This is a genomic window from Amycolatopsis sp. DSM 110486, from assembly GCF_019468465.1.
Taxonomy (GTDB): Bacteria; Actinomycetota; Actinomycetes; order Mycobacteriales; family Pseudonocardiaceae; genus Amycolatopsis.
Window position 1 is genome coordinate 45,087 of sequence record NZ_CP080519.1, and the last position, 24,568, is coordinate 69,654.

Annotated in this window: 25 protein-coding genes and 1 pseudogene; 3 read left to right on the top strand and 23 right to left on the bottom strand. The window is 71.8% G+C overall.

The features are described from left to right. Position 1: 1 nt before the first annotated feature. From K1T34_RS00220 to K1T34_RS00275, 12 genes are all read right to left on the bottom strand, one after another. On the bottom strand, positions 2 to 319 hold the full coding sequence (locus K1T34_RS00220; protein ID WP_220242294.1) for a hypothetical protein: 318 nt from the start codon (positions 317 to 319) through the stop codon (positions 2 to 4). A gap of 74 nt (positions 320 to 393) precedes the next feature. Beyond that, positions 394 to 2,643, bottom strand: coding sequence for a polyribonucleotide nucleotidyltransferase (locus tag K1T34_RS00225; RefSeq protein WP_220242295.1), 2,250 nt, complete (start codon positions 2,641 to 2,643; stop codon positions 394 to 396). A gap of 238 nt (positions 2,644 to 2,881) precedes the next feature. Then, positions 2,882 to 3,151, bottom strand: a complete 270-nt coding sequence (rpsO, locus tag K1T34_RS00230) for a 30S ribosomal protein S15 (protein WP_220242296.1) — start codon at positions 3,149 to 3,151, stop codon at positions 2,882 to 2,884. Between the two features lie 141 nt (positions 3,152 to 3,292). Continuing rightward, entirely contained in the window at positions 3,293 to 3,808 is a 516-nt protein-coding gene (gene thpR, locus K1T34_RS00235; RefSeq protein WP_220242297.1) for an RNA 2',3'-cyclic phosphodiesterase, read from the bottom strand. A 4-nt stretch (positions 3,809 to 3,812) separates the two neighbouring features. Further along, on the bottom strand, positions 3,813 to 4,286 hold the full coding sequence (locus tag K1T34_RS00240) for a helix-turn-helix transcriptional regulator (protein ID WP_220242298.1): 474 nt from the start codon (positions 4,284 to 4,286) through the stop codon (positions 3,813 to 3,815). Between the two features lie 150 nt (positions 4,287 to 4,436). Further along, positions 4,437 to 5,402: a bifunctional riboflavin kinase/FAD synthetase gene (locus K1T34_RS00245; protein WP_220246903.1), complete on the bottom strand. Its 966-nt coding sequence runs from the start codon at positions 5,400 to 5,402 to the stop codon at positions 4,437 to 4,439. A gap of 48 nt (positions 5,403 to 5,450) precedes the next feature. After that, the gene (gene truB / locus K1T34_RS00250; protein ID WP_220242299.1) at positions 5,451 to 6,365 is read right to left on the bottom strand and encodes a tRNA pseudouridine(55) synthase TruB; all 915 of its coding nucleotides are present in this window, start codon (positions 6,363 to 6,365) and stop codon (positions 5,451 to 5,453) included. Between the two features lie 46 nt (positions 6,366 to 6,411). Next, complete coding sequence (locus tag K1T34_RS00255) at positions 6,412 to 7,779, bottom strand: nitrate/nitrite transporter (RefSeq protein WP_370643601.1); 1,368 nt, start codon at positions 7,777 to 7,779, stop codon at positions 6,412 to 6,414. Between the two features lie 78 nt (positions 7,780 to 7,857). Then, complete coding sequence (locus K1T34_RS00260) at positions 7,858 to 8,676, bottom strand: PhzF family phenazine biosynthesis protein (protein WP_220242300.1); 819 nt, start codon at positions 8,674 to 8,676, stop codon at positions 7,858 to 7,860. Between the two features lie 21 nt (positions 8,677 to 8,697). Next, complete coding sequence (locus tag K1T34_RS00265; protein WP_255638199.1) at positions 8,698 to 10,041, bottom strand: MATE family efflux transporter; 1,344 nt, start codon at positions 10,039 to 10,041, stop codon at positions 8,698 to 8,700. A 37-nt stretch (positions 10,042 to 10,078) separates the two neighbouring features. Further along, complete coding sequence (locus K1T34_RS00270; RefSeq protein ID WP_220242301.1) at positions 10,079 to 11,218, bottom strand: cytochrome P450; 1,140 nt, start codon at positions 11,216 to 11,218, stop codon at positions 10,079 to 10,081. Next, the gene (locus K1T34_RS00275; RefSeq protein ID WP_220242302.1) at positions 11,211 to 12,236 is read right to left on the bottom strand and encodes a bifunctional oligoribonuclease/PAP phosphatase NrnA; all 1,026 of its coding nucleotides are present in this window, start codon (positions 12,234 to 12,236) and stop codon (positions 11,211 to 11,213) included. The genes K1T34_RS00270 and K1T34_RS00275 overlap by 8 nt, the downstream gene beginning before the upstream one ends. Before the next feature lie 25 nt (positions 12,237 to 12,261). Between K1T34_RS00275 and K1T34_RS00280 the strand changes: the two genes are divergently transcribed. Next, complete coding sequence (locus K1T34_RS00280; protein WP_220242303.1) at positions 12,262 to 13,305, top strand: TRM11 family methyltransferase; 1,044 nt, start codon at positions 12,262 to 12,264, stop codon at positions 13,303 to 13,305. 14 nt (positions 13,306 to 13,319) lie between these two features. On the opposite strand, the gene K1T34_RS00285 is transcribed toward K1T34_RS00280, so the two are convergent. Beyond that, complete coding sequence (locus tag K1T34_RS00285; RefSeq protein WP_220242304.1) at positions 13,320 to 14,291, bottom strand: amidohydrolase family protein; 972 nt, start codon at positions 14,289 to 14,291, stop codon at positions 13,320 to 13,322. 70 nt (positions 14,292 to 14,361) lie between these two features. Between K1T34_RS00285 and K1T34_RS00290 the strand changes: the two genes are divergently transcribed. Further along, the gene (locus K1T34_RS00290; protein ID WP_220242305.1) at positions 14,362 to 14,844 is read left to right on the top strand and encodes a MarR family winged helix-turn-helix transcriptional regulator; all 483 of its coding nucleotides are present in this window, start codon (positions 14,362 to 14,364) and stop codon (positions 14,842 to 14,844) included. Between the two features lie 179 nt (positions 14,845 to 15,023). On the opposite strand, the gene rbfA is transcribed toward K1T34_RS00290, so the two are convergent. The 6 genes from rbfA to rimP form a co-directional block, all read right to left on the bottom strand. Beyond that, complete coding sequence (rbfA, locus tag K1T34_RS00295) at positions 15,024 to 15,512, bottom strand: 30S ribosome-binding factor RbfA (protein WP_220242306.1); 489 nt, start codon at positions 15,510 to 15,512, stop codon at positions 15,024 to 15,026. A gap of 32 nt (positions 15,513 to 15,544) precedes the next feature. Beyond that, complete coding sequence (locus K1T34_RS00300) at positions 15,545 to 15,838, bottom strand: DUF503 domain-containing protein (RefSeq protein WP_220242307.1); 294 nt, start codon at positions 15,836 to 15,838, stop codon at positions 15,545 to 15,547. A 78-nt stretch (positions 15,839 to 15,916) separates the two neighbouring features. After that, the gene (gene infB / locus K1T34_RS00305; protein WP_220242308.1) at positions 15,917 to 18,967 is read right to left on the bottom strand and encodes a translation initiation factor IF-2; all 3,051 of its coding nucleotides are present in this window, start codon (positions 18,965 to 18,967) and stop codon (positions 15,917 to 15,919) included. Positions 18,968 to 19,049: 82 nt separating this feature from the next. Continuing rightward, the gene (locus tag K1T34_RS54535; protein ID WP_360586471.1) at positions 19,050 to 19,466 is read right to left on the bottom strand and encodes a YlxR family protein; all 417 of its coding nucleotides are present in this window, start codon (positions 19,464 to 19,466) and stop codon (positions 19,050 to 19,052) included. Continuing rightward, positions 19,463 to 20,509: a transcription termination factor NusA gene (gene nusA / locus K1T34_RS00315; protein ID WP_220242309.1), complete on the bottom strand. Its 1,047-nt coding sequence runs from the start codon at positions 20,507 to 20,509 to the stop codon at positions 19,463 to 19,465. The genes K1T34_RS54535 and nusA overlap by 4 nt, the downstream gene beginning before the upstream one ends. Continuing rightward, entirely contained in the window at positions 20,506 to 21,054 is a 549-nt protein-coding gene (rimP, locus tag K1T34_RS00320; RefSeq protein WP_220242310.1) for a ribosome maturation factor RimP, read from the bottom strand. The genes nusA and rimP overlap by 4 nt, the downstream gene beginning before the upstream one ends. Before the next feature lie 134 nt (positions 21,055 to 21,188). On the opposite strand from rimP, the gene K1T34_RS00325 reads away from it, so the two are divergent. Next, complete coding sequence (locus K1T34_RS00325) at positions 21,189 to 22,106, top strand: ferritin-like domain-containing protein (protein WP_220246906.1); 918 nt, start codon at positions 21,189 to 21,191, stop codon at positions 22,104 to 22,106. Between the two features lie 66 nt (positions 22,107 to 22,172). Here the strand turns inward: K1T34_RS00325 and K1T34_RS00330 are convergent, their stop codons facing one another. The 4 genes and pseudogenes from K1T34_RS00330 to K1T34_RS00345 form a co-directional block, all read right to left on the bottom strand. Beyond that, the gene (locus K1T34_RS00330) at positions 22,173 to 22,820 is read right to left on the bottom strand and encodes a hypothetical protein (protein ID WP_220246907.1); all 648 of its coding nucleotides are present in this window, start codon (positions 22,818 to 22,820) and stop codon (positions 22,173 to 22,175) included. A gap of 211 nt (positions 22,821 to 23,031) precedes the next feature. Then, positions 23,032 to 23,196: a hypothetical protein gene (locus K1T34_RS00335; protein WP_220242311.1), complete on the bottom strand. Its 165-nt coding sequence runs from the start codon at positions 23,194 to 23,196 to the stop codon at positions 23,032 to 23,034. 41 nt (positions 23,197 to 23,237) lie between these two features. Continuing rightward, positions 23,238 to 23,600: pseudogene (locus K1T34_RS00340) on the bottom strand (hypothetical protein); the annotation flags it as partial. Between the two features lie 147 nt (positions 23,601 to 23,747). Next, entirely contained in the window at positions 23,748 to 24,521 is a 774-nt protein-coding gene (locus tag K1T34_RS00345) for an isocitrate lyase/phosphoenolpyruvate mutase family protein (RefSeq protein WP_220242312.1), read from the bottom strand. Between the last annotated feature and the right edge of the window lie 47 nt (positions 24,522 to 24,568).

The window sequence follows — 24,568 nt, forward strand, 5'->3', positions numbered from 1 at the left end:
CTCACGATGCCGTGAAGGCCTCCTCGCGCCGTTTCCGCGAGGAGGCCTTCGACGGGAGAGCTGTGCTGATGAGCACCGATCCGGCCACAGCCACGGCGGGAACGGTCACCAGACAGGGCAACGTCCAGTTGGGTACCCGCCTACTTTTGGCCGGATCGGTGATCACTGTGCTGATGAGCACCGGTCCGGCCACAGCCACGGCGGGAACGGTCACCAGACAGGGCAACGTCCAGTTGGGTACCCGCCTACTTTTGGCCGGATCGGTGATCACTGTGCTGATGAGCACCGATCCGGCCACAGCCACGGCGGGAACGGTCACCAGACAGGGCAACGTCCAGTTCGGTACCCGCCTACTTTTGGCCGGATCGGTGCTGCTTTCCTCCAGACCGTGCCTTACTTGGCTTCGGCGTTCTCCGCGTCAGCGTTGTCGGCGCCCTCGGCCGGGGCCGCGTCCTCTTCCTTGACCACGATCAGGCTGATCTTGCCGCGGTTGTCGATGTCGGCGATCTCGACGCGGAGCTTGTCGCCCACGTTGACCACGTCCTCGACCTTGGCGATCCGCTTGCCGTTGCCCAGCTTCGAGATGTGGACGAGCCCATCCTTGCCCGGCAGCAGCGAGACGAACGCGCCGAACGCGGCCGTCTTCACCACGGTGCCGAGGAAGCGCTCGCCGACCTTCGGCAGCTGCGGGTTGGCGATGGCGTTGATCATGTCGATCGCCGACTCGGCCGACGGGCCATCGGCCGCGCCCACGTAGATCGTGCCGTCGTCCTCGATGGAGATGTCGGCACCGGTCTGCTCGGTGATCGAGTTGATCATCTTGCCCTTCGGGCCGATGACCTCGCCGATCTTGTCCACCGGGATCTTCACGCTGGTGACGCGCGGGGCGAACGGGCTCATCTCGTCCGGGCCGTCGATCGCCTCGGCGATGACCTCCAGGATGGTGAGACGAGCGTCCTTCGCCTGCTTCAGCGCGGCCGCGAGGACCTCCGACGGGATGCCGTCGAGCTTCGTGTCGAGCTGCAGCGCGGTGATGATGTCCTTGGTGCCGGCGACCTTGAAGTCCATGTCGCCCATGGCGTCCTCGGCACCGAGGATGTCGGTCAGCGCGACGTAGCGCGTCTCGCCGTCGACCTCGTCCGAGATCAGGCCCATCGCGATGCCCGCGACCGGCGCCTTCAGCGGCACGCCGGCGTTGTACAGACCCATGGTGGACGCGCAGACCGAGCCCATCGAGGTCGAGCCGTTGGAGCCCAGCGCCTCGGAGACCTGGCGGATCGCGTACGGGAACTCGTCCCGCTTCGGCAGCACCGGCACGAGGGCGCGCTCGGCGAGCATGCCGTGGCCGATCTCGCGCCGCTTCGGCGAACCGACGCGGCCGGTCTCACCGGTGGAGAACGGCGGGAAGTTGTAGTGGTGCATGTAGCGCTTGTGCGTCTCCGGGGACAGCGAGTCGATCTGCTGCTCCAGGCGAAGCATGTTCAGCGTGGTGACGCCCAGGATCTGCGTTTCTCCACGCTCAAAGAGTGCCGAACCGTGCGCCCGCGGGATCACGGCGACCTCGGCCGCGAGCGACCGGATGTCGGTGAGGCCACGGCCGTCCATGCGGATCTTGTCCGTGAGGACGCGCTTGCGCATGACCTTCTTGGACAGCGCCTTGAACGCGGCGCCGATCTCCTTCTCGCGGCCCTCGAAGGCTTCGCCCTCGCCGATGCCGACCTTCTCCAGCACCGCGGCCTTGACCTGGTCGGTCGCGGCGTCGCGGTCCTGCTTGCCGGCGATCTGGAGCGCGTTCGCCAGATCGTCGGTCGCGATCGCGGCGACGGCGTCGAAGGCGTCCTGCTCGTAGGCCAGGAAGACCGGGAACTCGCCGGTCGGCTTGGCGGCGACGTCGGCCAGCTTCTGCTGGGCCTCGCACAGCACCTTGATGAACGGCTTGGCGGCCTCGAGGCCCTCGGCGACCGAGACCTCGTCCGGCGCCTTGCCGCCGTCGGCGATCAGGTCGAGCGTGTTCTCGGTGCCCTCGGCCTCGACCATCATGATCGCGACGTCGTCACCGACGATGCGACCGGCGACGACCATGTTGAAGGTCGCCTTCGCGAGCTGCGACCAGGTCGGGAACGCGACCCACTGGTCCTCGATCAGGGCGACGCGGACGCCGCCGACCGGGCCCGAGAACGGCAGGCCGGCGATCTGGGTCGACGCCGATGCGGCATTGATGGCCAGCACGTCGTAGGGGTCGTCCGGGTTGAGGCTCTGGACGGTGATGACGACCTGGATCTCATTGCGGAGACCGTCGGTGAACGACGGGCGCAGCGGCCGGTCGATCAGGCGGCAGGTCAGGATCGCGTCGGTCGAGGGACGGCCCTCGCGGCGGAAGAACGCGCCGGGGATGCGGCCGGCCGCGTACATGCGCTCCTCGACGTCCACCGTCAGCGGGAAGAAGTCGAAGTGGTCCTTCGGGTGCTTCGACGCCGTGGTGGCCGAGAGCAGCATGGTCTCTTCGTCGAGGTACGCGACGACGGAGCCGGCGGCCTGCTTGGCCAGGCGGCCCGTCTCGAAACGCACGGTGCGGGTGCCGAACCGGCCGTTGTCGATCACGGCTTCGGTCTCGTGCACGGTGACTCCGGTGGAGTCGGTCATAGGGTGTATCTCCTCTTTTGTGCTACGTCCGGCGCGAGTCTCCCACCCTGGGACCCGGTTCGCCCGCGGACGCTCGAGGAATGAGGCCGGTCTTCGATCGAAGTCCCCGGGTCTTCTCACCCGGAAACCACTACCGAGGACCGGCGGACGGATCCTCCAGCGCGCTCGCGCCGCTTCTTTTCTTCTGTTCTGGCACCGAGGGGGAGCGACCGGACCGGTCACTCCCCCTCGGGTCACACTATCGGCGCAGGCCGAGCCGCTGGATCAGCGACCGGTAGCGCTCGATGTCCACCTTCATCACGTAGTTCAGCAGCCGGCGGCGACGGCCGACCAGCAGCAGGAGCCCGCGACGCGAGTGGTGGTCGTGCTTGTGAGCCTTGAGGTGCTCGGTGAGGCCGACGATGCGCTTGGTCAGCAGCGCGACCTGGGCCTCGGGGGATCCGGTGTCCGAGTCGTGCACGCCGTACTCGGTCAGGATCGACTTCTTCTCATCGGTGGACAGCGCCACTGGTGTTGCTCCTCATGAAATCGGTGCCGTGGGGCCCGTACCGCGCTGCGCGGCCGGGTAGTCGGTCTCGGCCGCCACGGACTGCAGCCGGACCCGGTTGTCAAGGTTACCAGCCGTGTGATCAGTGCCTTCAGTCGCGGTTCACGTTCCGGCGGCGCTCAGCGGGAACGTCCGCAGCTCCCGGTAGCGCGGGCCGACCGTGCCGGCACTGGCCATGAGCACCACCTCGCCGGCGGTCCACTTACGACTGGAGAACCCGACGAGCCGCCGCGTCCAAGGTTCGGCCGCGCCCCGCCGTTCACGCGGGTACCGCGCCAGCGTGAGGTGCGCCTGGTAGGAACGCTCCTCCTGGTCCGCGCCGGCCGCTTCCGCGAGCCGCGTCAGCCCATCCCCCACAACGCCCAACCACAGCACGCCGGGAAATGTTCCCGGGCCGGTCAGCCGGACGTCGACGGCCGGGCGGCCGGCCAGTGCGGGGACGAGTTCGGCCGTCCGTTCGTCCGGGTCTGCTTCGCCGTAGTACGCGAGCGTGACGTGCCAGTCCTCCGGCGCCGACCAGCGCAGGCCGGGGCCGGGTTCGCCGAGGGACTCGCCCAGAGACAGCGCCACGGCGGCCACGACGTCGACCGGCGGGCGCAGCGCGGTGAACAGTCGCACGGGTCTAGTGGCTGGCCCCGGCGCGGCGCAGGAGCTCGGCGAGGATCGGGAAGTCGTCGTCGAGGCGCTTCGCGGCCTCGGTGAGGTCCTCCTCCTCGGCGACCTCGCGCAGCGCGGCGAGCACGAGCCGCTCGTCGGAACCCACCGGGATGTTGTCGCGCCCGACCGTGGGCCGCGAATCGCGCACGTCCTCCAGCGCCGCCTGCATCGCGTCGCGGTTGCCCGCCGCGACCTCGGGCACGAGGATCTTGCGCTCCAGCATGATCATGCGGGCCAGCACCACGGGGTTGCCGATCTTGGCGCGCCGGCCGCTCATCACCTGGCTGAGCATGGGGGCGCTGATGCCGAGGACCTCCGCGAGGAACGCCTGCGAGATGTCGAAAGCGACGACCAGTCTGCGCACCCGATCACCCAGTGGTTCGCCGTACCACTCCCGCTGCAGCGCGACGTTCCGCTGGACGATCTTGTGGTCCTCCACCAGTTCCGCTCCCCTTGGTCCCCTCGTCCGGCCGGACCGGCGTGTCCGGACCGTTTCACCCGCCCGTGAGCATCTTGCCACCGGACCCGTACCCGGGCGGCCGGAACCGCCCATTCCGCCCCCTGCCGGACCCCGTCCGGGGGAACGACCTCAGTCTTCGGCGCTCAGCGCCTCGCGGGTGCGCGCCACGTCGTCGTCGATCCGCACCACGAGCTCCTCGGACCGGCTGAACCGCTCCTGGTCGCGCAGCCGCGTGACGAAGTCCAGGGCCACGTGCTGGCCGTAGAAGTCCTCGTCGACGTCGAGCACGAACGCCTCGACCGTGCGCTCACGGCCCGAGAACGTCGGGTTCGTGCCCACCGACACCGCGGCGCGCAGCCGCCGGCCCGGGTCCGACGGGCGGGTGAACCACGCCGTGTAGACGCCGTCGGCGGGCACCGCGGCGAACCGCGGCGTCGACAGGTTCGCGGTCGGGTAGCCGAGGTCGTGGCCCCGGCCGTCGCCGCGCACGACGATGCCCTCGAGCCGGTGCGGGCGCCCGAGCGCGTCGGCCGCGGCGACCACGTCGCCGGCGTCGATGCACGAGCGCACGTAGGTGGAGGAGAAGGTGATGTCGTTGGCGATGCGGTCGTCGGCGAGCGAACGACCCTGCAGCTCCGCGCCGTAGGCCACGAAGCCGAAGCGGCTGCCGAGCTTGCGCAGCAGCGTCACGTCGCCCGCGGCCTTGGCGCCGAACGTGAAGTTGTCGCCCACCAGCACGGCGGCGGCGTGCAGCCGGTCCACCAGCACCTCGTGCACGAACTCGTGCGGCGACAGGCGCGAGAGCTCGAGAGTGAAAGGCAGCACGGCGAACACGTCGACGCCCAGCTCCTCCACGAGCTCGGCCTTGCGCCGCAAGGTGGTCAGCTGCGCCGGGTGGCTGCCCGGGCGCAGGACCTCCGACGGGTGCGGGTCGAACGTGAGCACCACGCTCGGCACGCCGCGTTCGGCCGCCGCCCGCACCGTGCGCGAGATGAGCACCTGGTGCCCGCGGTGCACGCCGTCGAACACGCCGATGGTGACCACGCACCGTCCCCAGCCACTCGGGAGGTCCCCGAGGCCACGCCACCGCTGCACTGTCGTCAACTCTCCCCGCGCCGGTCTCTCGCCCAACCGCGACCCACCCTATGCGGGCAGCAGGACCACCACCGACCGGGCCACACCCTCCGTGTCGGCGGCCAGGGCGAGCACGCGGCCGTCGGGTGCGAAGAGGCCGTAGGTCCCGTCGATGCCGGCCGCCGGGATGGCCCGGCCGTGGCGCACGGCCTGCGCTTCGGTGGCGTCGACGTCGCGGCGCGGGAAGGCCGCGGCTACGGCGGCGTCGAGGTCCAGCGACAGCTCGGGCGTCTCCTCGAGCTGGTCGAGCGTGCGCGCGCGGGCGAGGGTGAAGGGCCCGACCGTGGTGCGCCGCAACGCGAGCAGGTGCCCGCCGACGCCGAGCCCCGCGCCGAGGTCGCGGGCCAGCGCGCGCACGTAGGTGCCTGAGGAGCACTCGACCACGGCGTCGAGCTCGATCCGGTCGTCCTCGCGGCGCGTGGCCAGCACGTCGAAGCGGTAGACGGTGACGGGCCGCGGCGGGAGCACCACGTCCTCCCCCGCGCGCACCCGAGCGTAGGCCCGCTTGCCGTCGATCTTCACGGCGCTGACGGCGCTGGGCACCTGCTGGATGTCGCCGGTGAGCTCGGCGACGCCGGCCGCGAGCTGCTCGTCGGTGATCTTCGCGAGCACCGCCGGGTCGCCCTCGGTGAGCACCTCGCCCTCGGCGTCGTCGGTGGTGGTGGAGCTGCCCAGCGACAGCGTCGCGAGGTAGGTCTTGCGATCGAGCGCCAGGTGGCCCAGCAGCTTGGTGGCGCGCTCGATGCCGAGCACGAGCACGCCGGTGGCCATCGGGTCGAGCGTGCCGGCGTGGCCGACCTTGCGGGTGCCCATGATCCGGCGCGCCCTGGCGACGACGTCGTGCGAGGTCATTCCGGCCGGTTTGTCGACGATGAGCAGACCGGGCGGCGGAGCGGGGCGGCGCGGTTCTTTCGGGCGAGACACGGGCCGAACCCTATCGAGACGGGCGGTTCGGACCGGCGAGCACCTCTCAGGCGGCGACGGCCGCGGGTTCGGCCGGCACCTCGCCGTCCCAGCGCCGGCGCGTGAGCCGCACCGGCACGTCCTCGCCACGGGCTTCGGCGGCGAACACGTGGGCCCTGGCGCGGCGCCACCACACGAGCATCCGCCACGTGCCCAGCGCGAGCACGACCACGATGCTCAGCAGGGACACGCGGAAGTTCCCGCCCGTCCACTGCAGCAGAATGCCGACCACGAGCGAGGTGACCGTGGTCGCGACGAACCCGGCGACGTTCACCAGGCCGGTCGCCGTGCCGACGCGCTCGATCGGGTTGTAGTCCCGCGCCAGCGCGAAGCCGATCATCGACACCGGGCCGCCGAGCGACAGCAGCGCGAACGCGGGCCCGAGCACGCCGAGCGGGAGGTGCCCGTTCCAGCCGAGCAGCACGGCCCACGTGACGGCGGCGGTGCCGAGGTACCCGCCGACGATCGGCATCCGCAGCTCCGGGTGACGGCTGATGACCGTGCCCAGCACCGGGCCGCCGGCCAGCGAGCCGAACACGAACACGGTCAGCATCGCGCTCGCCGTGGCGGCCGGGATTCCTTGGCCCTCCACGAGAAACGGGACGCCCCACAACAGCGTGAGCACGTTGGGCGCGAACATCGTGCTGAAGTGCGTCCAGAACCCGAGCCGGGTGCCGGGCACGCGCCACGCGGCGCGGATCTGGCGCGCGAGCAGCGCCGGGTGCACCGGCTTGCGCTCGGGCTCGGGGACGCCGAGCGGGGTGTCGCGCACGCGCAGCACCACCGGCACCGCGACCAGGAGTGTGAGCGCGCCGACCGAGACGAACGTGACCGTCCACCCGGGACCGGCGAGCAGCAGCGTGAGCGGCACCGTGGCGGCGAGGTTGCCGATGTAGCCGACTGCGGAAGTGAAGGACGTGATCAACGCGTACTGCCGCGCCGGGAAGTGGGCGGCGATCAGGCGCAGCACGCTGACGAACGTCAGCGCGTCGCCCAGGCCGAGCACGCCGCGGGCGAGCAGGCCGACGCCGTAGCTTTCGGCGAGGCCGAGCAGCAGCTGCCCGGTGCCCAGGATGAGCACGGCGGCGGTGAGCACACGGCGCGGGCCGTAGCGGTCGACGAGCACGCCGGTGGGGATCTGCATGGCGGCGTAGACCCCCACCTGCAGCACGGTGAACGTGCCGAGCGCCGCGGCGCCGACGCCGAACCGGTCCGCCGCTTCCAGGCCCGCGACTCCGAACGAGGTGCGGTGGAACACGGCGAGCAGATACACGAAGACGGCGGTGAGCCAGATGAGCCAGGACCGGACGGTGGCGCGGCCGGGCGACAAGGTTTCCTCCTGCGGGTAGCGGTCGTCGGGGAAGGACGACGACACTGCCGCCTCGATTGTTGTATCGCCTCAGCAAGCTCGAAACATAGCCGTTATCTCGGTGGGATACACCACATCACCCGATCACCGCAGCGCCACTTGACCTGCGACTCCCACCACTGTGTCGCCGCCCACCCACACTTCGCCGCCCGCGCGCTCGACGTGCACGCGCCCGCGCCGGCCGAGCCGGGTGCCCTGCGCGGCCACGTAGGACTCCGGCGCGCGGCCCGAACCGATGAGCCATTGGCCGATCGCGGCGTTGAGGCTGCCGGTTACCGGGTCCTCGACCAGGCCCGTGAAGGCCCGGACCTCGAACGCCGTGGGCGATCCGGCCGGGTGCGGTCCGACGACGCCGACCTTGTACTTCCCGAGCGCCGCGACGTCGCGTTCGACCGCGAGGACCGCCTCGGCGTCGGTGAGGAGCACGGCGAGCCAGCCGGGGCCGTTGTCGGCCCACCGCGCGTCGACGACGTCGCTCTCGGCCAGGTGCAGGGCCTTCCGGACGGCGGCGAGGTCCTCGGGCGCGACGGGGCCGCCGCGCGTGAGCGGCGGCGCGGCGAAGGCGAGCCGCTCGCCGGTGCGCCGCACGCGGACCAGGCCGGCGCCGCACTCCTGCACGAGGTCCTCGCCCTTCGGCGTGCCGCCGGCTTCGAGCCACGCGCGGGCCGAGCCGAGCGTGGGATGCCCGGCGAAGGGCAGCTCGCGCTCGACGGTGAAGATCCGCACGTGGTAGTCGGCCTCGGCGCGCGTCGGCGGGAGCAGGAACGTGGTCTCGCTGAGGTTGGTCCACCGTGCGAAGGCGGCCATCCTGTCGTCGGAGAGGCCTTCGGCGTCGTGCACCACGGCGAGTGCGTTGCCGAGGGTGAGCTCATCGGTGAAGACGTCGACCTGGCTGAAGCGCATGGCTCCACCTTGGCACGGCGTTCAGGCGCCGCGGATGGCCCCGACCACCGCCCAGCGGCCGGAGCGCCAGCGGATCAGCACGGCGGCCAGGCGGAACACCATGAACAGCGACAGACCCGTCCAGATGCCCGTGAGCCCCCAGCCGAACGCGAGCGACAGCCAGATCAGCGGCAGGAAGCCCAGCCCCGCGCTGACGAGCGTGGCGGTACGCAGGAACGCGGCGTCGCCGGCGCCCAGCAGCACGCCGTCGAGCGCGAACACCACACCCGCGATCGGTTGCAGCGCCACGAAGAACCACCACGCGTGCGGGATCTCCGCGAGCACCCCCGGGTCCGAGGTGAACGCGTGCGGCAGCGTGCTCCACAACGCGCCGAAGAGCACACACAGGACGCAGCCGAGCACCAACCCGTACGCGACGATCTGGTTCGCGACCCCGCGCGCCTGCCGCGCGGCTCCCCCGCCCAGGGCCGCGCCGACGAGCGACTGCGCGGCGATCGCGACGGAGTCGAGCACGAGCGAGAGGAACGTCCACAGCTGCAGCACGACCTGGTGCGCGCCGACCGCCTCGGTCGACGTCCGCGCCGCCACGGCCGCCGCCGAGACGAAGCACGCCTGGAACGCGAGGCTGCGCAGCACGAGGTCGCGGCCCAGGCTCAGCTGCGCGCGCATCACGCCGAAGTCCGGCCGCAGCGGCACGCGCTCGCGCACCAGCGCCGCGAAGAACAGCGACGCCGAGACCACCTGGGCCACCACGTTGGCGATCGCCGAGCCCTCCAGGCCGAGCCCCGCGGCGTAGACGAGCACCGGGCACAGCACGGCCGAGATGCCGTTGCCCGCCAGCACGTACCGCAGCGGGCGCGCCGCGTCCTGCACGCCGCGCATCCAGCCGTTGCCGGCCATGGTGACCAGAATCAGCGGCGCCCCGAACAGCGCGATCCGCAACCACGACACGGCCGCCGCCGCGATCTCGTCACTGCCCGACAGCGCGCGGGCGATCGGACCGGCCAGCAGCTGACCCGCCACCAGCAGCACCAGCCCCACCAGCACCGCGAGCCACGTGGCCTGGACGCCTTCGCTCACCGCGTCGCGCCGCCGCCCGGCGCCGTGCAGCCGCGCGGTGCGCGAGGTCGTGCCGTAGGAGAGGAACGTGAGCTGCGTGGAGATCTGCGACAGCACCACCCCGCCCAGCGCCAGCCCCGCCAGCGGCAACGCGCCCAGGTGCCCGACCACCGCGGTGTCCACCAGCACGTACAACGGCTCCGCCGCCAGCACCCCCAGCGCGGGCACGGCAAGCCCCAGCACGCGGCGCGCGGGGATCCGGTCTTCGGAGGTCACGGGCGGGGCAGGCGGGGCTTCGTCAGGCACCCGGGGAGCGTAACGACCGCCGCCGACATTCCGGACGTCAAGCGCGCAGGATCACCGGCAGGGAGGCCAACCCGCGGCTGCGGAACGACGAGCGCCACTCTGGGTCGCCCGCCAGGGCCATCGCAGGGAAGCGGCGCAGCAGGGTGTCGAAGCCGATCTCCAGCTCGAGGCGGGCCAGGGGTGCGCCGAGGCAGTAGTGGGGGCCGTGGCCGAAGGCGAGGTGGGAGTTGTCCGGGCGGTCGGCGTCGAAGGTGTCCGGGTCTTCGAACACCGTGTCGTCGCGGTGGGCGGAGGCGAGGGCGAGCAGGACGGTGTCGCCGGCGGGGATCTTGGTGTCACCGATTTCGAGGTCCTGCAGGGGAAATCGGCGGATGGCGAGCTGGACCGGGGACGCGTGGCGCAGGATTTCGTCCACAATGGACACCGAGGACCCGGCCGGCGCCGACCGCGGTGCCGGGCGGGTGAGCAGCTCGTGCAGGCCGTTGCCCAGCACGTGGACCACGTTCTCGTACCCCGCGAGCAGCAGGAGGAACGCGGCGCTGAGCAGTTCGTCGTCGGTGAGGTCCGGGGCGACGACGCTGAGCAGGTCCTCCCCCGGATCCGCGCGCTTGGCCGAGATGAGCTCGGTGAGGAACCCGAACAGCGACCTCATGGCGTCCCGCGCGACCGCGGCGTCCGTCGGCATCAGGACGGCGTCGGTCCACGTGCGGAAGACGGCGACGTCCGCGGGGGCGACACCGAGCAGCACGCAGATCACCGTGATCGGCAGCGGCACGGCGTAGCCGGCCATCAGGTCGGCCTCGGCCGGGAGCGCGTCGGCGAGCTCCTCGGCGATGCGCGTGACCTCCGGCCGCAGCGCCTCGACGCGCCGTGGCGTGAAGGCGCGCCCCAGGAGCCGGCGCAGGCGGGTGTGCTCCGGCGCGTCGAGGTTGAGCAGGTTCTTGTCGAGCGCGGGCGGCAGCGCGAGGCCCCGGTAGCCGCCCGACGAGTGGGCCTTGTCCAGCGACAGCCGCGGATCGCCGAGGCCGGCTTTGACCTCGGCGTAGCGCGTGACCAGCCAGATCGGCGCGCCGTCGGGTGACTCCGCTCGGTGCACGGGGCCGGCGGCGCGCAGCCGGGCGTACGCGCACACCGGGTCGGCCAGGAACTCGTCGTCGAACCGGACGGGTTCAGGCACTCCGGTCCCCCAGCAGCGGCGCCCGGCCGAGCGCGGCCCGCAGCCGCGCCAGCACGTCGTCCGACGTGCCCTCCATCGTGCAGCCCGCGGCCATCCGGTGCCCGCCGCCGCCGAACTCCGAGGCCACCGCCGACACGTCGACCCTGCCCGCGGACCGCAGCGAGACCGTCCACACGGAACCCCGCGAGTCGGGCGCGAACTCCTTCAGTACCCCCGCGACGCCGGCTTCACGCGTCGCGCGCACCACGTCGATCACCGACTCGACCTCTTCCGGCCGCACGCTCGCCGCCACGGCCGAACGCACCACGGCGTGCACGAACCCGAAGCCCTGCGCGGCTTCCGGCTCCAGCTCCGCTTCGGACAGCACGGCCGAGAGCATCGGCAGCCACGCGAACGGGTGGTCGTCCACGATCCGCCGCGCCACCTCCGTCGGGTCGACGCCGGCCTCCAGCAGGCGCGCGGCGATCCGGTGCGTTTCGGGGCGGGCGCGGCGGAAACCGCTGGTGTCCGTGACGATCCCCGCGTACAGGCAGCGCGCGGCCGGCTCGTCCAGCTCGACGCCCATCGCCTCGACGATCTGCGCGACGAGCACCGCGGTCGCCTCGGTGGCCTCGTCGACCACGTGGTGCGTGCCGTAGAACGCGTTGGTGGCGTGGTGGTCCACCACCAGCACGGCGCCGCCGGCGGAGCGGACGGCGTCGACGCGCGAGGCGAGCCGACCCAGCCGCGCCGGCACCGGCGTGTCGAGAGCGACCAGCAGCTGCTCCGACGCGGGCAGATCGTCGGGCTTGGTGAGCAGCCCGTCGACGTCGAGCCAGGTCAGGGTCTCGGGGGCGTCGTCGGGCTCGCCGAAGGACACCCGCACGCGGGCGCCGCGCAAGTGCAGCACGTGGCCGAGGGCCAGTGCGCTGCCGAGTGCGTCGGCGTCCGGGCGCACGTGGCCCAGCAGCGTCACGTCGGTGGCCCCGGCGAGCAGGGCGGCGGCGGCTTCGATGTCCTGCGCCAAAGTAGCTGTCACAGTGCGTCACGCTACGCTCTGCGGGATGCCTGAGTACGCGATTCTCGTTCACCCGTCCGCCAACCGGGTCTACGCCGCCTCGTCGCCCGCGCTGCTGCGCGCCGAGCTGGCGGTGTTCGGCGCGGCCGGGCTTTCCGCCGAGCTGTCGGAGGCCGAGGAGGTGGAGCTCGGCGGCGTGGGCTACGTCAAGTTCGCGACGCCGGAGCCGCTGACCGAACCGGACGTCGCGCTGCTGTCCAACCTGTCCTCGCTCTACGCCCTGTTCGAGCTGGGCGACGGCGTGCTGCGCCCCGTCCTGGTGCGGCCACTGGCGAAGACGGACTCGGACCTGCTCACGATCCAGAAGTACGCGGGCAAGACCAATGAGCAGTTCACGAAGCTGCTGCTCAACGTCACCCTGCTCGCCACCGCCGACCCGACCGGATGGCTCGAGCGCCCGCGGACGCTGCTCGACCCGCTGTGCGGGCGCGGCACCACGCTGAACCAGGCCGTGATGTACGGCTTCGACGCCACCGGTCTCGACGTGGACGGCAAGGATTTCGAGGCCTACGAGCAGTTCCTCAAGACCTGGCTGCGCACCAAGCGGGTGAAGCACACCGCCGACTCCGGGCAGCTGCGGCGCAACAAGGTCCGCCTCGGGCGCCGCCTCGACGTCGAGTACGCGTTCGACAAGGACGACTACAAGGGCGGCCAGACGCGCCGGCTCACCTACTTCAACGCCGACACCCTCACCACCGACGAACTGCTGCGCGCGAACTCCGTGGACGTGATCGTGACCGACGCCCCGTACGGCGTGCAGCACGGCAGCCACCGCACGCAGGACGCGAGCCTCGCGCGCAGCCCGCGCGACCTGCTGGCGGCGGCCGTTCCCGTGTGGACGCGCGTGCTCCGCCCGGGCGGGGCGCTCGGGATCTCCTGGAACCTCAACGTCCTCCCGCGCGAAGAGCTCGTCGCGGTGCTCTCACGGGCCGGCCTCGACGTGCGCGAGGGCGGGCCGTACGAGGAGTTCGCCCACCGCGTGGACCAGGCGATCGAGCGGGACCTCGTGGTGGCGGCGAAACCGGCCTGAGACGTCGTTTGTGGTCAGAGCCCGAGGAGCTTGCGCGCGTTGCCTTCCGCGATCTTCTCGTGCACCTCGCGGTCGAGGTCCAGCGCGTCGAACCACGCGGCGGCCTCGCCCATCGACTCGAACGGGTAGTCGGCTGAGAACAGCACGCGGTCGGCCCCGACCTCGTTGATCGTGAACGCCAGCTCGGGCGTGGCGAAGTTGCCGCTCGTGGTGAGGTGGAAGTTCTCGCGCAGGTACTCGCGCAAGGGTTTACACGCCGGAATGCCCGCGGGCTTGACCTTGAGCCGGTGGTCGGTGCGCCAGATGTTGAACGGCAGCAGCTCGCCCAGGTGCCCGAGGATCACCTGCACGCCCGGGTGTTCGTCGAACAGGCCACTGGCCATGAGCCGCAACGCGTGCGTGCCGGTTTCGATCGAGAATCCCCACGCCGAGCCGTAGAGCCACGGGTGGCCTTCGAGCATCCGGCTGTCACGCGGCAGCGGGTCGCGCGGGTGCAGGTACACGGGCACGCCCAGGTCTTCGACGGCCGCCCAGAACTGCCGGTACCGCGGCTCGTCCAGGTAGGCGATCCGGTCACCGTCCACTTCGGAGAACCCGTTCACCAGCGCGCCCTTGAACCCCAGCTCGGTCACGGCGCGGCGCAGCTCGACGACGGCTTCTTCGGGATCCTGCAACGGAAGCGCGGCGAACGCGGCGAAGCGATCCGGCCTCAGCTGCACGTGCCGCGCGGCCACGTCGTTGGTGCGGCGCGCCCAGTCCACGGACTGCGCACGGTCGGACAGCCCCTGGATTCCGGGCGCCAGCAGGGAAAGCACGACGATCTCGATGCCGGCCGCGTCCATCAGCTTCAGGCGCTCGTCCTGGATGTCCAGCAACTGGCGGCGGTGCGGCAGCCACGTCTGCTCGGTGAAGTGTTCGCGCGATTGCTCGACGATGTCGGGGTCACCGGTGCCGAAGTGTTCCTCGAGGGCGATCTTGCGGACCATGCTGCGCCTCCTCTTGGTTCAGTGGTCTGAACATAGCATGCTATGAACTCCGGTGATCTAATCTTTCCGGGTGACCGTGCCCTCCGGGTCCTCCGAGCCCGCCGACACCGCCGTCGACCGCTTCGCCGACGCCTGCAACGCGCTCTACTCGGCCATGCGCACCAACCGCGCCCGCCTCGACGCGCAGGCCGCGGCCGCCTCCGCCCTCAGCGACTCGCAGGCCCAGCTCGTGACTCCCCTGGCCCGGCTCGGCGCCATGACCATCGGCGAGCTCGCGCAGGAGGCGAAGCTCGCCCAGCCCACCGTCACGCGCTCGGTGAAGGCCCTGGAGTCCGCCGGCCTCGTGCGCCGCACCCCGCACGCCCACGACGACCGCCGTGTCGTCGTCGACCTCACCGACCGCGGCCGCGCCCACTGGGACCGCGCCCGCACCCGCCTGCGCGACAACCAGCGCGCGGCGTGGGACCTGCTGCCTGACGACCTGCGGCCCCAGGCGCTGGAACTGCTGAAGGCGCTGACCGACGCCGTGACCGCCACGCGGCCGGCGGACTGACCGGACGAAAAACCGCCGGCCCTGAACGTTGTGCGTTCAGGGCCGGCGGCCTGGTGGGCGGGGTAACCGCGGGCGGCGTACCCAGCGGGGCGGAGCGCCCGGAGGAGGTGGCGACGAACGGCGCGGCGCCACCGAACAGCGCGCCGCGTCGTGGGACGTCGGGGATCCTCCGGAGCGGTTCAGCCTCGGGTCTCCTCTTCGGCTTCGATTTCGGTGTCGGCGAGGTGGTCGTCGTCTTCGCGCGGCGCCTTGTACGGGTCGGCTTCGCCGGCGTGCTGGGCGCCGGTGGCCTGGCGGGCCACCTCGGCGTCGGCCTCGCGGGCCTTGGCGAGCAGTTCCTCGATGCGGCGTGCGTCGTCGGGGATGCTGTCGGCCACGAAGGCGAGGGTCGGGGTGTAGCGGACTCCGGTGCCCTGCCCGACTTTGGTGCGCAGCACACCACGCGCGGACTCGAGGGCCGCCGCGGCGCCGGCGAAGTCCGGCTCCGAGTTGAGGCTTTCGCCGAGCACCGTGTAGTACACCGTGGCGTCGTGCAGGTCCGCGGTGATCTTGGTGTCCGTGATGGTCACGGCACCGAGCCGCGGATCCTTGACGTCGTGCTCGATCGCCGACGCCACGATCTGCGAGATCCGCTTGGCGAGCTTGCGAGCCCGAGCAGGATCGGCCATGGGAGGTGTCTCCTTCTGAAATGTTCTCCGGTCTAGTCGTCCGGACCCAGCAGCCGGCGGTGTGCCGACAGCAGGACGAACTCCGGTCGCGAGGCCACGAACCGCTCGCACGAGTCGAGCACGTCCCGGACGTGCTCGCCACCCGCGGCGACCACGGCCACCCCGATCAGGGCTCGCCGGTGCAGGTCGAGGTGACCGGCTTCGGACACCGAGACGGCGAAGCGCTTGCGCACCTCCGCCACGACCGGCTTGATCACGGATCGCTTCTGCTTCAACGAGTGAATGTCATCGAGCAGGATGTCGAGCTCGAGAGCTCCGACGTACATAGGCAGCGAAGTTGTGCCGCAAGGAACCGGGTGGCCCGGGGTGCGGGCCGAAACCCGCACCCCGGAACCGATCAGCCCTTACGCACGGGGCTTCTCCCGCTGTTCGTAGGTCTCGATCACGTCGTCGACCTTGATGTCACTGTACGAACCCAGCGTCAGACCACATTCGTACCCTTCACGAACCTCGACCACGTCGTCCTTGAACCGCCGCAGCGAGCTGATCGGCAGGTTCTCGGCGATGACGGTGCCATCGCGGAGAAGGCGCGCCTTGGCGTTGCGCCGGATCTCCCCGGACATGACCAGGCAACCCGCGATCGTGCCGATCTTGGAGGACTTGAAGACGTCGCGGACCTCGGCGCGACCGAGCTCCACCTCTTCGAACTCCGGCTTGAGCATGCCCTTGAGGGCCTGCTCGATCTCGTCGATCGCCTGGTAGATGACCGTGTAGTACCGGACGTCGACGCCCTCGCGGGTGGCCCGCTCGGTCGCCTTGCCCTGGGCCCGGACGTTGAACCCGAGCACGATCGCGTCGGACGCGGTCGCCAGGTCGATGTCCGACTCGGTCACGCCACCGACACCGCGGTGCACCACGTTCAGCTCGACGTCGTCGCCGACGTCCAGCTGCAGCAGTGCCGCCTCGAGCGCTTCGACGGTACCCGAGTTGTCACCCTTGATGATCAGGTTGAGGCTGCTCGTCTCCTTCAAGGCGGAGTCGAGGTCCTCGAGGCTGACCCGCTTGCGGCGCGACGCGTTGAGCGCGTTGCGGGTGCGAGCGGAGCGGCGCTCGGCGATCTGCCGGGCGACGCGGTCCTCGTCGACCACCAGGAAGGTGTCGCCCGCGCCCGGCACCGAGGTGAACCCGATGACCTGGACGGGACGCGAGGGCAGCGCCTCGGTGACGTCCACGTTGTGCTCGTCCACCATGCGGCGGACGCGGCCGTAGGCGTCGCCCGCGACGACGGAGTCGCCGACGCGCAGCGTGCCTCGCTGCACCAGCACCGTGGCCACCGGGCCGCGGCCGCGGTCGAGGTGCGCCTCGATCGCGACACCCTGGGCCTCCATGTCCGGGTTGGCCCGGAGGTCCAGAGCGGCGTCGGCCGTCAGCAGGATCGCCTCGAGGAGGCCATCGATGTTGATGTTCTCCCGCGCGGAGATGTCCACGAACATCGTGTCGCCGCCGTACTCCTCGGCCACGAGGTTGTACTCGGTGAGCTGCTGGCGGATCTTCTGCGGGTTGGCGCCTTCCTTGTCGATCTTGTTGACCGCGACCACGATCGGGGCCTTGGCGGCCTGCGCGTGGTTGATCGCCTCGACCGTCTGCGGCATGACCCCGTCGTCGGCGGCCACCACGATCACCGCGATGTCCGTCGAGTTCGCACCACGAGCACGCATGGCGGTGAACGCCTCGTGACCCGGGGTGTCGATGAAGGTGATCAGCCGCGGCGTGCCCTCGAGCTCGGTCTCGATCTGGTAGGCGCCGATGTGCTGGGTGATGCCACCGGCTTCACTCTCGCGCACCTTCGTCTTCCGGATCGTGTCCAGCAGGCGGGTCTTACCGTGGTCGACGTGACCCATGATCGTCACGACCGGCGGCCGGACCTGCAGGTCCTCCTCGCCACCCTCGTCCTCACCGTAGGTGATGTCGAAGGTCTCCAGCAGCTCGCGGTCCTCCTCCTCGGGGGACACGACCTGGACGACGTAGTTCATCTCGCCGCCGAGCAGCTCGAGGATGTCGTCGGACACGGACTGCGTCGCCGTGACCATCTCGCCGAGGTGGAAGAGCACCTGCACCAGCGAAGCCGGGTTGGCGTCGATCTTCTCGGCGAAGTCGGTCAGCGAGGCACCACGCGGCAGCCGGATCGTCTCGCCCTGGCCCTTGGGCAGGCGGACGCCGCCGACGCTGGGCGCCTGCATGTTGTCCATGTACTCCTGGCGCTTCTGTCGCTTCGACTTGCGACCCTTGCGCGAGGGACCACCGGGACGCCCGAAGGCACCCGCGGTACCGCCACGGCCACCGGGGCCGCCACGACCGCCGCCGCCACCGCGGAAGCCACCGCCACCGCCGGCAGGAGCACCGGTGCCGCCACCGGGACGGAAGCCGCCGCCACCGCCACCGGGACCGCCACCGGGACCGCCGCGGAAGCCACCGCCACCGCCGCCACCACCGGGACGGAAGCCGCCGCCACCGCCGCCGCCACCGGGACGACCGCCGCCACCACCGGGACCGCCACGGGCACCGCCACCGGGACCACCACGGGCGCCACCGCCCGGACCGGCCGGACGCGGGGTGCGGCCCGGCATCATGCCGGGGTTCGGCCGCGGGGGCATGTTGCCCGGGCTCGGCCGATTGCCACCGGCGCCACCGCCGGGACGCGGCGCGGGCCGGTCACCGCCGCCACCGGCACCGCCGGGACGCGGCGGACGGTTGTCGCCGCCCTGACCCGGACCGGGGCGCTGGGCCGGCGGACGCGGGGCCGGGGCGCCGGAACCGACGCCGAACGGGTTGTTGCCGACGCGCGGAGTGCGCGGGCCGGGCTTGGGACCGCCGGGCTTGGGGCCCTGCGGCTTCGGCGGCACGACCGAGCCGGACGCAGCAGCGTCCTGCTTCGGCGCGTGCTTCGGCGCCGCGGTGCTGCCACCGGACGGCTCGGCCTTGGCCGCGGGGGCCTGCACCTGGGGCTGCGGTTCCTGCTGCGGCTGGGCCGGAGCAGGCGTGGCCGGGCGCGGGCCGGGACGCGGGCCCGGACCCGGGCGGCTGCCCGGGGTGGCCGGACGCGGGCCGGACTGCTGCGGAGCGGCGGACGGAGCGGCCTTGGCCGCCGGCGCCTGCTGCTGGGTCTGCTGCGGAGCGGGCGCGGCCGCGGGCCGGGGAGCCTGCGGAGCGGGAGCGGCAGCGTTCGAGTTGCCCGAGCCGGGGGCGGGCGGCATGGGCCGCGGGCCGGGCGTCGGACCGGACTTCTTCCCGCCCTTGGCGGGGTACGCGTCACGCAGACGGCGGGCGACGGGCGCCTCGACCGTGGATGACGCGGACTTCACGAACTCGCCCTGCTCCTTGAGCTTGGCGAGAACTTCCTTGCTGGTGATGCCGAGCTCTTTCGCGAGCTCGTGTACACGGGCCTTGCCTGGCACAGCTCTCCTCATCTAGGGGAGGCCAGGCGGTGAAGAGACCCGCTGACCTCGTCCTTATTGTCGCGCGTTCATGGCGTCGGCTTCACGGCTGACTCATGACGGGTCGACCTGCTTCCTTGTTCCACTGCGGTTCCGGGTGGGTCCCGGAGCCGATCTCCGTGGTGGGCGCTGCGAATGCCGCATGCTCGCGCAGCCCCGCGGCGTCGAGCGCGCCCTGGGCCCGAAGTGCCCGTGGGAACGCCCGCTTCCGCTCGGCCTTGACCAGACAACCCGGTGCCGGGTGCAGCCACGCACCCCGCCCCGGCAGCCGCCGACGTTCGTCGACGACCAGCCGTCCGGCCACCGCGACCACTCGCAGCAGCTCACCGATCAGGACCCGCTGCCGGCAACCAACGCACGTGCGTACCGGGAAGTGCCGGTGGCGCTGGAGGTCGGTCGTGTCGCCACGCACCCGCGGCGGACCCTGAACCAGTGATGAGTCTAGCGCTTCGACCTTCACTCAGCCGAACCGGTTGTCGCGGCGGGCCGCGCCTGTCCGGCGTGGTCTTGATCACCTGCCGGATCGACGGGTGCGGCGTCGCTGCGGATGTCGATGCGCCAGCCCGTGAGCCGGGCCGCGAGCCGCGCGTTCTGGCCCTCCTTGCCGATGGCGAGGGAGAGCTGGAAATCGGGCACGACGACGCGAGCCGTCTTCGCCCGCTCGTCCACGACACGTACCGAAACAACCTTCGCCGGGGACAATGCATTCCCCACGAAGCGGGCCGGATCCTCCGAGTAGTCGATGATGTCGATCTTCTCGCCGGCCAGCTCGCTCATCACGTTGCGCACGCGCGCGCCCATCGGGCCGATGCAGGCACCCTTGGCGTTCACCCCGGGCACGGTGGAGCGCACCGCGATCTTGGTGCGGTGCCCCGATTCGCGCGCCACGGCGGCGATCTCGACGGTGCCGTCGGCGATCTCGGGCACCTCGAGCGCGAAGAGCTTGCGCACCAGGTTCGGGTGCGTGCGCGAGAGCATGATCTGCGGCCCGCGGTTGCTCCGCGAGACCCCGACCACGAACGCCTTGATGCGCGTGCCGTGCTCGTAGGACTCCCCCGCGACCTGCTCACCCGAGGGCAGGATCCCCTCGGTGTCGCCGACCTGGACCACGACCATGCCGCGGGCGTTGGCGCGCGCGTCGCGCTGCACCACGCCGGCCACGATCTCGCCCTCCTTGGCGGAGAACTCGCCGAAGGTCTTCTCGTGCTCGGCGTCGCGCAGCCGCTGCAGGATGACCTGGCGGGCGGTCGTCGCGGCGATCCGGCCGAAGCCCTCCGGCGTGTCGTCCCACTCCTCGTCGACCTCGCCCTCGGGGGTGAGGGTGTGCGCGAGGACGCGGACGAGGCCGGTCTTCTTGTCGATGTCGATACGAGCGTGGGACTGGTGCCCCTCGGTGTGCTTGTAGGCGGTGAGCAGGGCCGTCTCGATGGCCTCGATCACCGTGTCGAAGGGGATGTCCTTGTCCCGTTCGATCGCCCGCAGCGCGGCGATGTCCACGTTCACTTCGGCTCCTCCTTCGCTTCCGTCTGGCCGGCAGGGGTGCTGCGCTTGCCGGACGCGTCTTCTTCCAACAGTTTGAGCTCGTCGACGGGTGGTTGCTTGAACTCGATCTCCACCACGGCCTTCGCCACCGACTTGTAGTGCACGTCTTTCAGCCGGTCCTCGAAGAGCACGGTCACGCTCTCCTCGCCGGCGTGGCCCACCCGCGCGACGAACTCCGCACCTTCCGCGGGCGTGATGCGGACGAGGCGGAACTTCGCGCGCCGCCAGTGGCGCGGCTGCGCGAGCGGCCGGTCCAGCCCCGGCGAGGTGACCTCGAGGGTGTAGGCGCTCGCGAGCACGTGCTCGTTCTCGTCGAGCGCCGCCGACACCTTGCGGCTGATCTCGGCGATCTCGTCCAGCCCGACACCGTCGTCGGAGTCGACGACGACCTTGACCAGCTGCTTGCGGCCGGCCTGCTGCACCTCGAACGAGTCGAGGTCGAAACCCGCGACGGTGACGGCTTCGGCCACTATCGGCTGAAGCCGGCTGGCGAGTTCGTTGGGCACGTGGAGCACTCCTGTTCGGCCGAGGTGACGCGGGCTGGTCACGACTGTGGTCGGTGGTGGACCAGCTTATCCTGCGCACCCAGGAGGACGCGCGAGCGGCGGTGCCGGTGCCGGGCCTGGCAGGATGGGCCGACGTGACCGCAAGACCGACCGACCTTTCCCGGCGCGGCGTTCTGCGCCTGGGCGCCGTCGCCGCTTTGGCCCTCCCGCTGGCGGCCTGTTCCGGGGGATACGACGAGAGCCCCGACCCGCTCGCCCCGCTGCTGTCCGCCGCCGACGCGGACGCCGCCGCGGCCAGAGCCCTCGGTGGCGACGTCGCCGGGCAGGTCGCCGACGCGCGCGCCGCCCAGGCTGCCGCCCTGAAACCCGAGGTGGACCGGCTGAACCGGCCCAAGCCGACGACGGCGCCCCCGGCCGCGCCCGCCGACCTGGGCGCGTTCAAGGAGCGCCTGGCGACGGCCCGCAAGCAGGCCGAGGACCTCGTGCCCACGCTCCCGGCCTACCGCGCCGGCCTGGTCGCCGGCGTCGCGGCGGGCTGCGCGAGCCTGCAGCGCCTCGCCTCGACGCTCGGGCCCGGCGAAGACGCCCAGGCCGTGGTCGCGCCCGCCGGCACTGCCGCGTCCGACGCCGTCGACCCCCTGCAGAAGGCGCTGGCCTCGGAGCACGCCGCGCTGTGGGTGTACGGGCTGGTCACGGCCTTCCTGCCGGGCGAGTTCGGCGACGCCCTGAAGGCCGGGCGCGCCGAGCACACCGCGCGCCGCGACGTCGTCACCCAGATGATCGAGGCCGCGGGCGGCACGCCGGTGGCCCCGGAAGCGGCGTACGTGCCGCCGAAGCCGGTCAACGACACCGCCTCGGCCGCCGCCCTGGTGGCGAGCGCCGAGGAGGACTCGGCGGCCGCGTGGCTCGGCGTCGTGACCCACACGGACGACGCGGGGCTGCGGAAGATGGCTTTGCAGGCGTTGATCGCGGCGGCCCGGCGGGGCACGCCGTGGCGCCAGGAGGCCGACGAGAAGCCGACGGCGCTGGCGATGCCGGGGCAGCCGGCTTGAGGTTTCGGTGAAAAAAAGGGCCGTTCCCGGTGTCTCCGGGAACGGCCCTCTTCGCGTCGTTTGGCGTCAGTGCAGGTCGGGACCGAGGTCCAGCGCGCTGGTGGCGATGCGCTTGAGCAGCACGTCGTCGCGGTGCTTGGCGTAGAAGTCGGCCAGGACGATGGTGACGTCGGTGCCCGTGACCTGGGACTCGTACTCCGACTGGTCGCCACTCACCTTGGGCGCGCCCGCGGCCTTGTACGTGCCGTCGCGCACCAGGTCACTCACGTTGCCGGTGCCGTCCCGGTCGGTCAGCGCCTTGAGCTGCGCCGCCTGCGCCGCGGTCGGCATGCTCACCTTGACGACGGAGACGAGCGCCTTCGCGTCGCCGTACTCGACCGTGAAAAGCCCGCGCGCCAGCGAGGAGCACGGGTTGGTCTGGAAGAACTTCTTGGTGTCGTCGTAGGCCTTCGCCGCGCAGTCGGTGGACTTGTTCGGGCCTTCCACCAGCTTGTAGTCGAAGGGGTTCGTCTTCACCGGCGCCTGCGCCACCGGCTCGGGCGTGCTGTCGTGCCGGATGAGGAACCAGACCAGCCCCGCCACGACGGCGATCACGACCAGCCCCGCACCGCGCAGCAGCAGCGCCTTGGTGTCCTGCGGCGGGGTTGGATCTTGACCTGGGCCTGGGCCTGGGCCGAGGCCTTGGCCGGGCGGCGACCCCGGCTGCGCGGGCACCGCAGCGAGCGGCGCCGTGTCCGAGGGACCGGGGGTGAATTGGGGACCGACCACGGGCACATACGGTAGTTCACCGCGCTGAGCGCCTTCAGCCGAATGCGGTGAGAAGGCGTTCGACGTCGTCAGGGGTGGTTTCGAGCCAGAGCTGGGCCCTTCGCGAAGGCTCGATCGCGGGGGCCGCGGAGGACGAGAGCTGCCAAGGCGCTTCCTGTCAGCTGTCGGCGGCCTGCCCGGCCAGAGCGAGGTCACCTTGTGCGCGCAGCAACACCGCACGGGCGGCTTCGCCCTCAGCGGCAACCTCCCACATCGCGTCGAGGTAGTCGCGGTACTGGCGGACGTCGTCCGGATCGCGCGTGACGACCTCCGTGTGCAGCACCTCGGCGTTCAGCAGCTCGTCGTCGAAGACCCAGAATCCGTGAAGGGGAACGAACGGCAGCGGACGCTCGTGAAGTCCCCCGACGCCACCAGGACGCGCGCGCCCTCGGGCAGGCCTCCCGCGACGTTGGCGATCAGCTGAGACACGGACGCGCCGATGGCCACGCGTCCCGTCGGCACGCCGGCCAGCCGCGCGAACGCCTCGCGTGAGCGCGCCACGGCCTCGTCGAGCCCACCCGGCAGGTCCGCCCCGACCCGCCAGCGCTGCACGGCCGCCGCCACGGCGTCCGCGACGGGCTCCGGCGGGATCCCGATGCTCGGCGTGTTCAGGTACCCGGCGGGAACAGCGAACTCGGCTCCGAAGGCGACGCATGCCCTTGACGCTACTGAACTGGTGGCAGCAATTCGGCCAAGTCGGCGTACTCGGGGTCGCCACGCCCCAAGCCGCACATACCTCCAGCCCCGCCGAGCCGCGGCCGTGCGGGCAGCCCGCCGCGTCGGCGAAGGAGGGAGGAAGCGGCGCCGTCCTACAGCGAAGCGCGCATCCCCTCACTACAGGGCCGGCGGCAACAGCCCGGCCACCTCGGCGTAAGACGGCGGAGGCAGTGGCAGCGAAGTCCCGTCGCGGGCAGCGTCCACGGCCGCCAGGGCGGCGGCCAGCGCGACGCGGTACGGCGTCGAGCCCAGGCTCACCCTCGCCACCCCCAGCTCGGCGAGGCCGGCCGGCGTGACGCGGCCCGGCAGGAACAGGACGTTGAGCGGCACGTCCACCGCCGCCACCACCTCCGCGACCTCGCCCGGGTCGGCGAGGCCCGGGACGAACACCCCGTCGGCGCCCGCGTCGCGGTAGGCGCGGGCCCGTTCGATCGCGGCGGAGACCGGGCCGGAGCCGAGCCAGTGGGTGTCCGTGCGCGCGTTCAGGAAAACGGGCGAAGCCGAACGGACGGCCGCGATCAAAGCGCTCTGCACCTCCACCGGCGCGAGGGTGCCGTCGGCGCGGCCGTCTTCGAGGTTCACGCCCACGGCGCCTGCTTCGGCGAGTTCCGCGACCAGGTCGGCGACCTCGGCCGGGTCCGCGCTGAAGCCGTCGGCGATGTCGACGCTCACCAGCACGTCCAGCGGCGCCAGCACCCGGGTCAGCGCCACCGTCGCCGCGCGGGACGCCGGGGCCCCGTCGGCCAGGCCCGCAGCGGCCGACACGCCGAGGCTCGTCGTGCCGACCGCCGGGTGCCCCGCCGCGGCGAGCGCGGCCGCGAAGCCGAACTCCCACACATTGGGCAGCAGCAACGGTTTCCCGGGCACGTGCAGAGCGGCGAACGAAGTCATGCCCGCAACCTACGCGCGCGACGCTTCGGTGGCTGCCGAAGCAATCC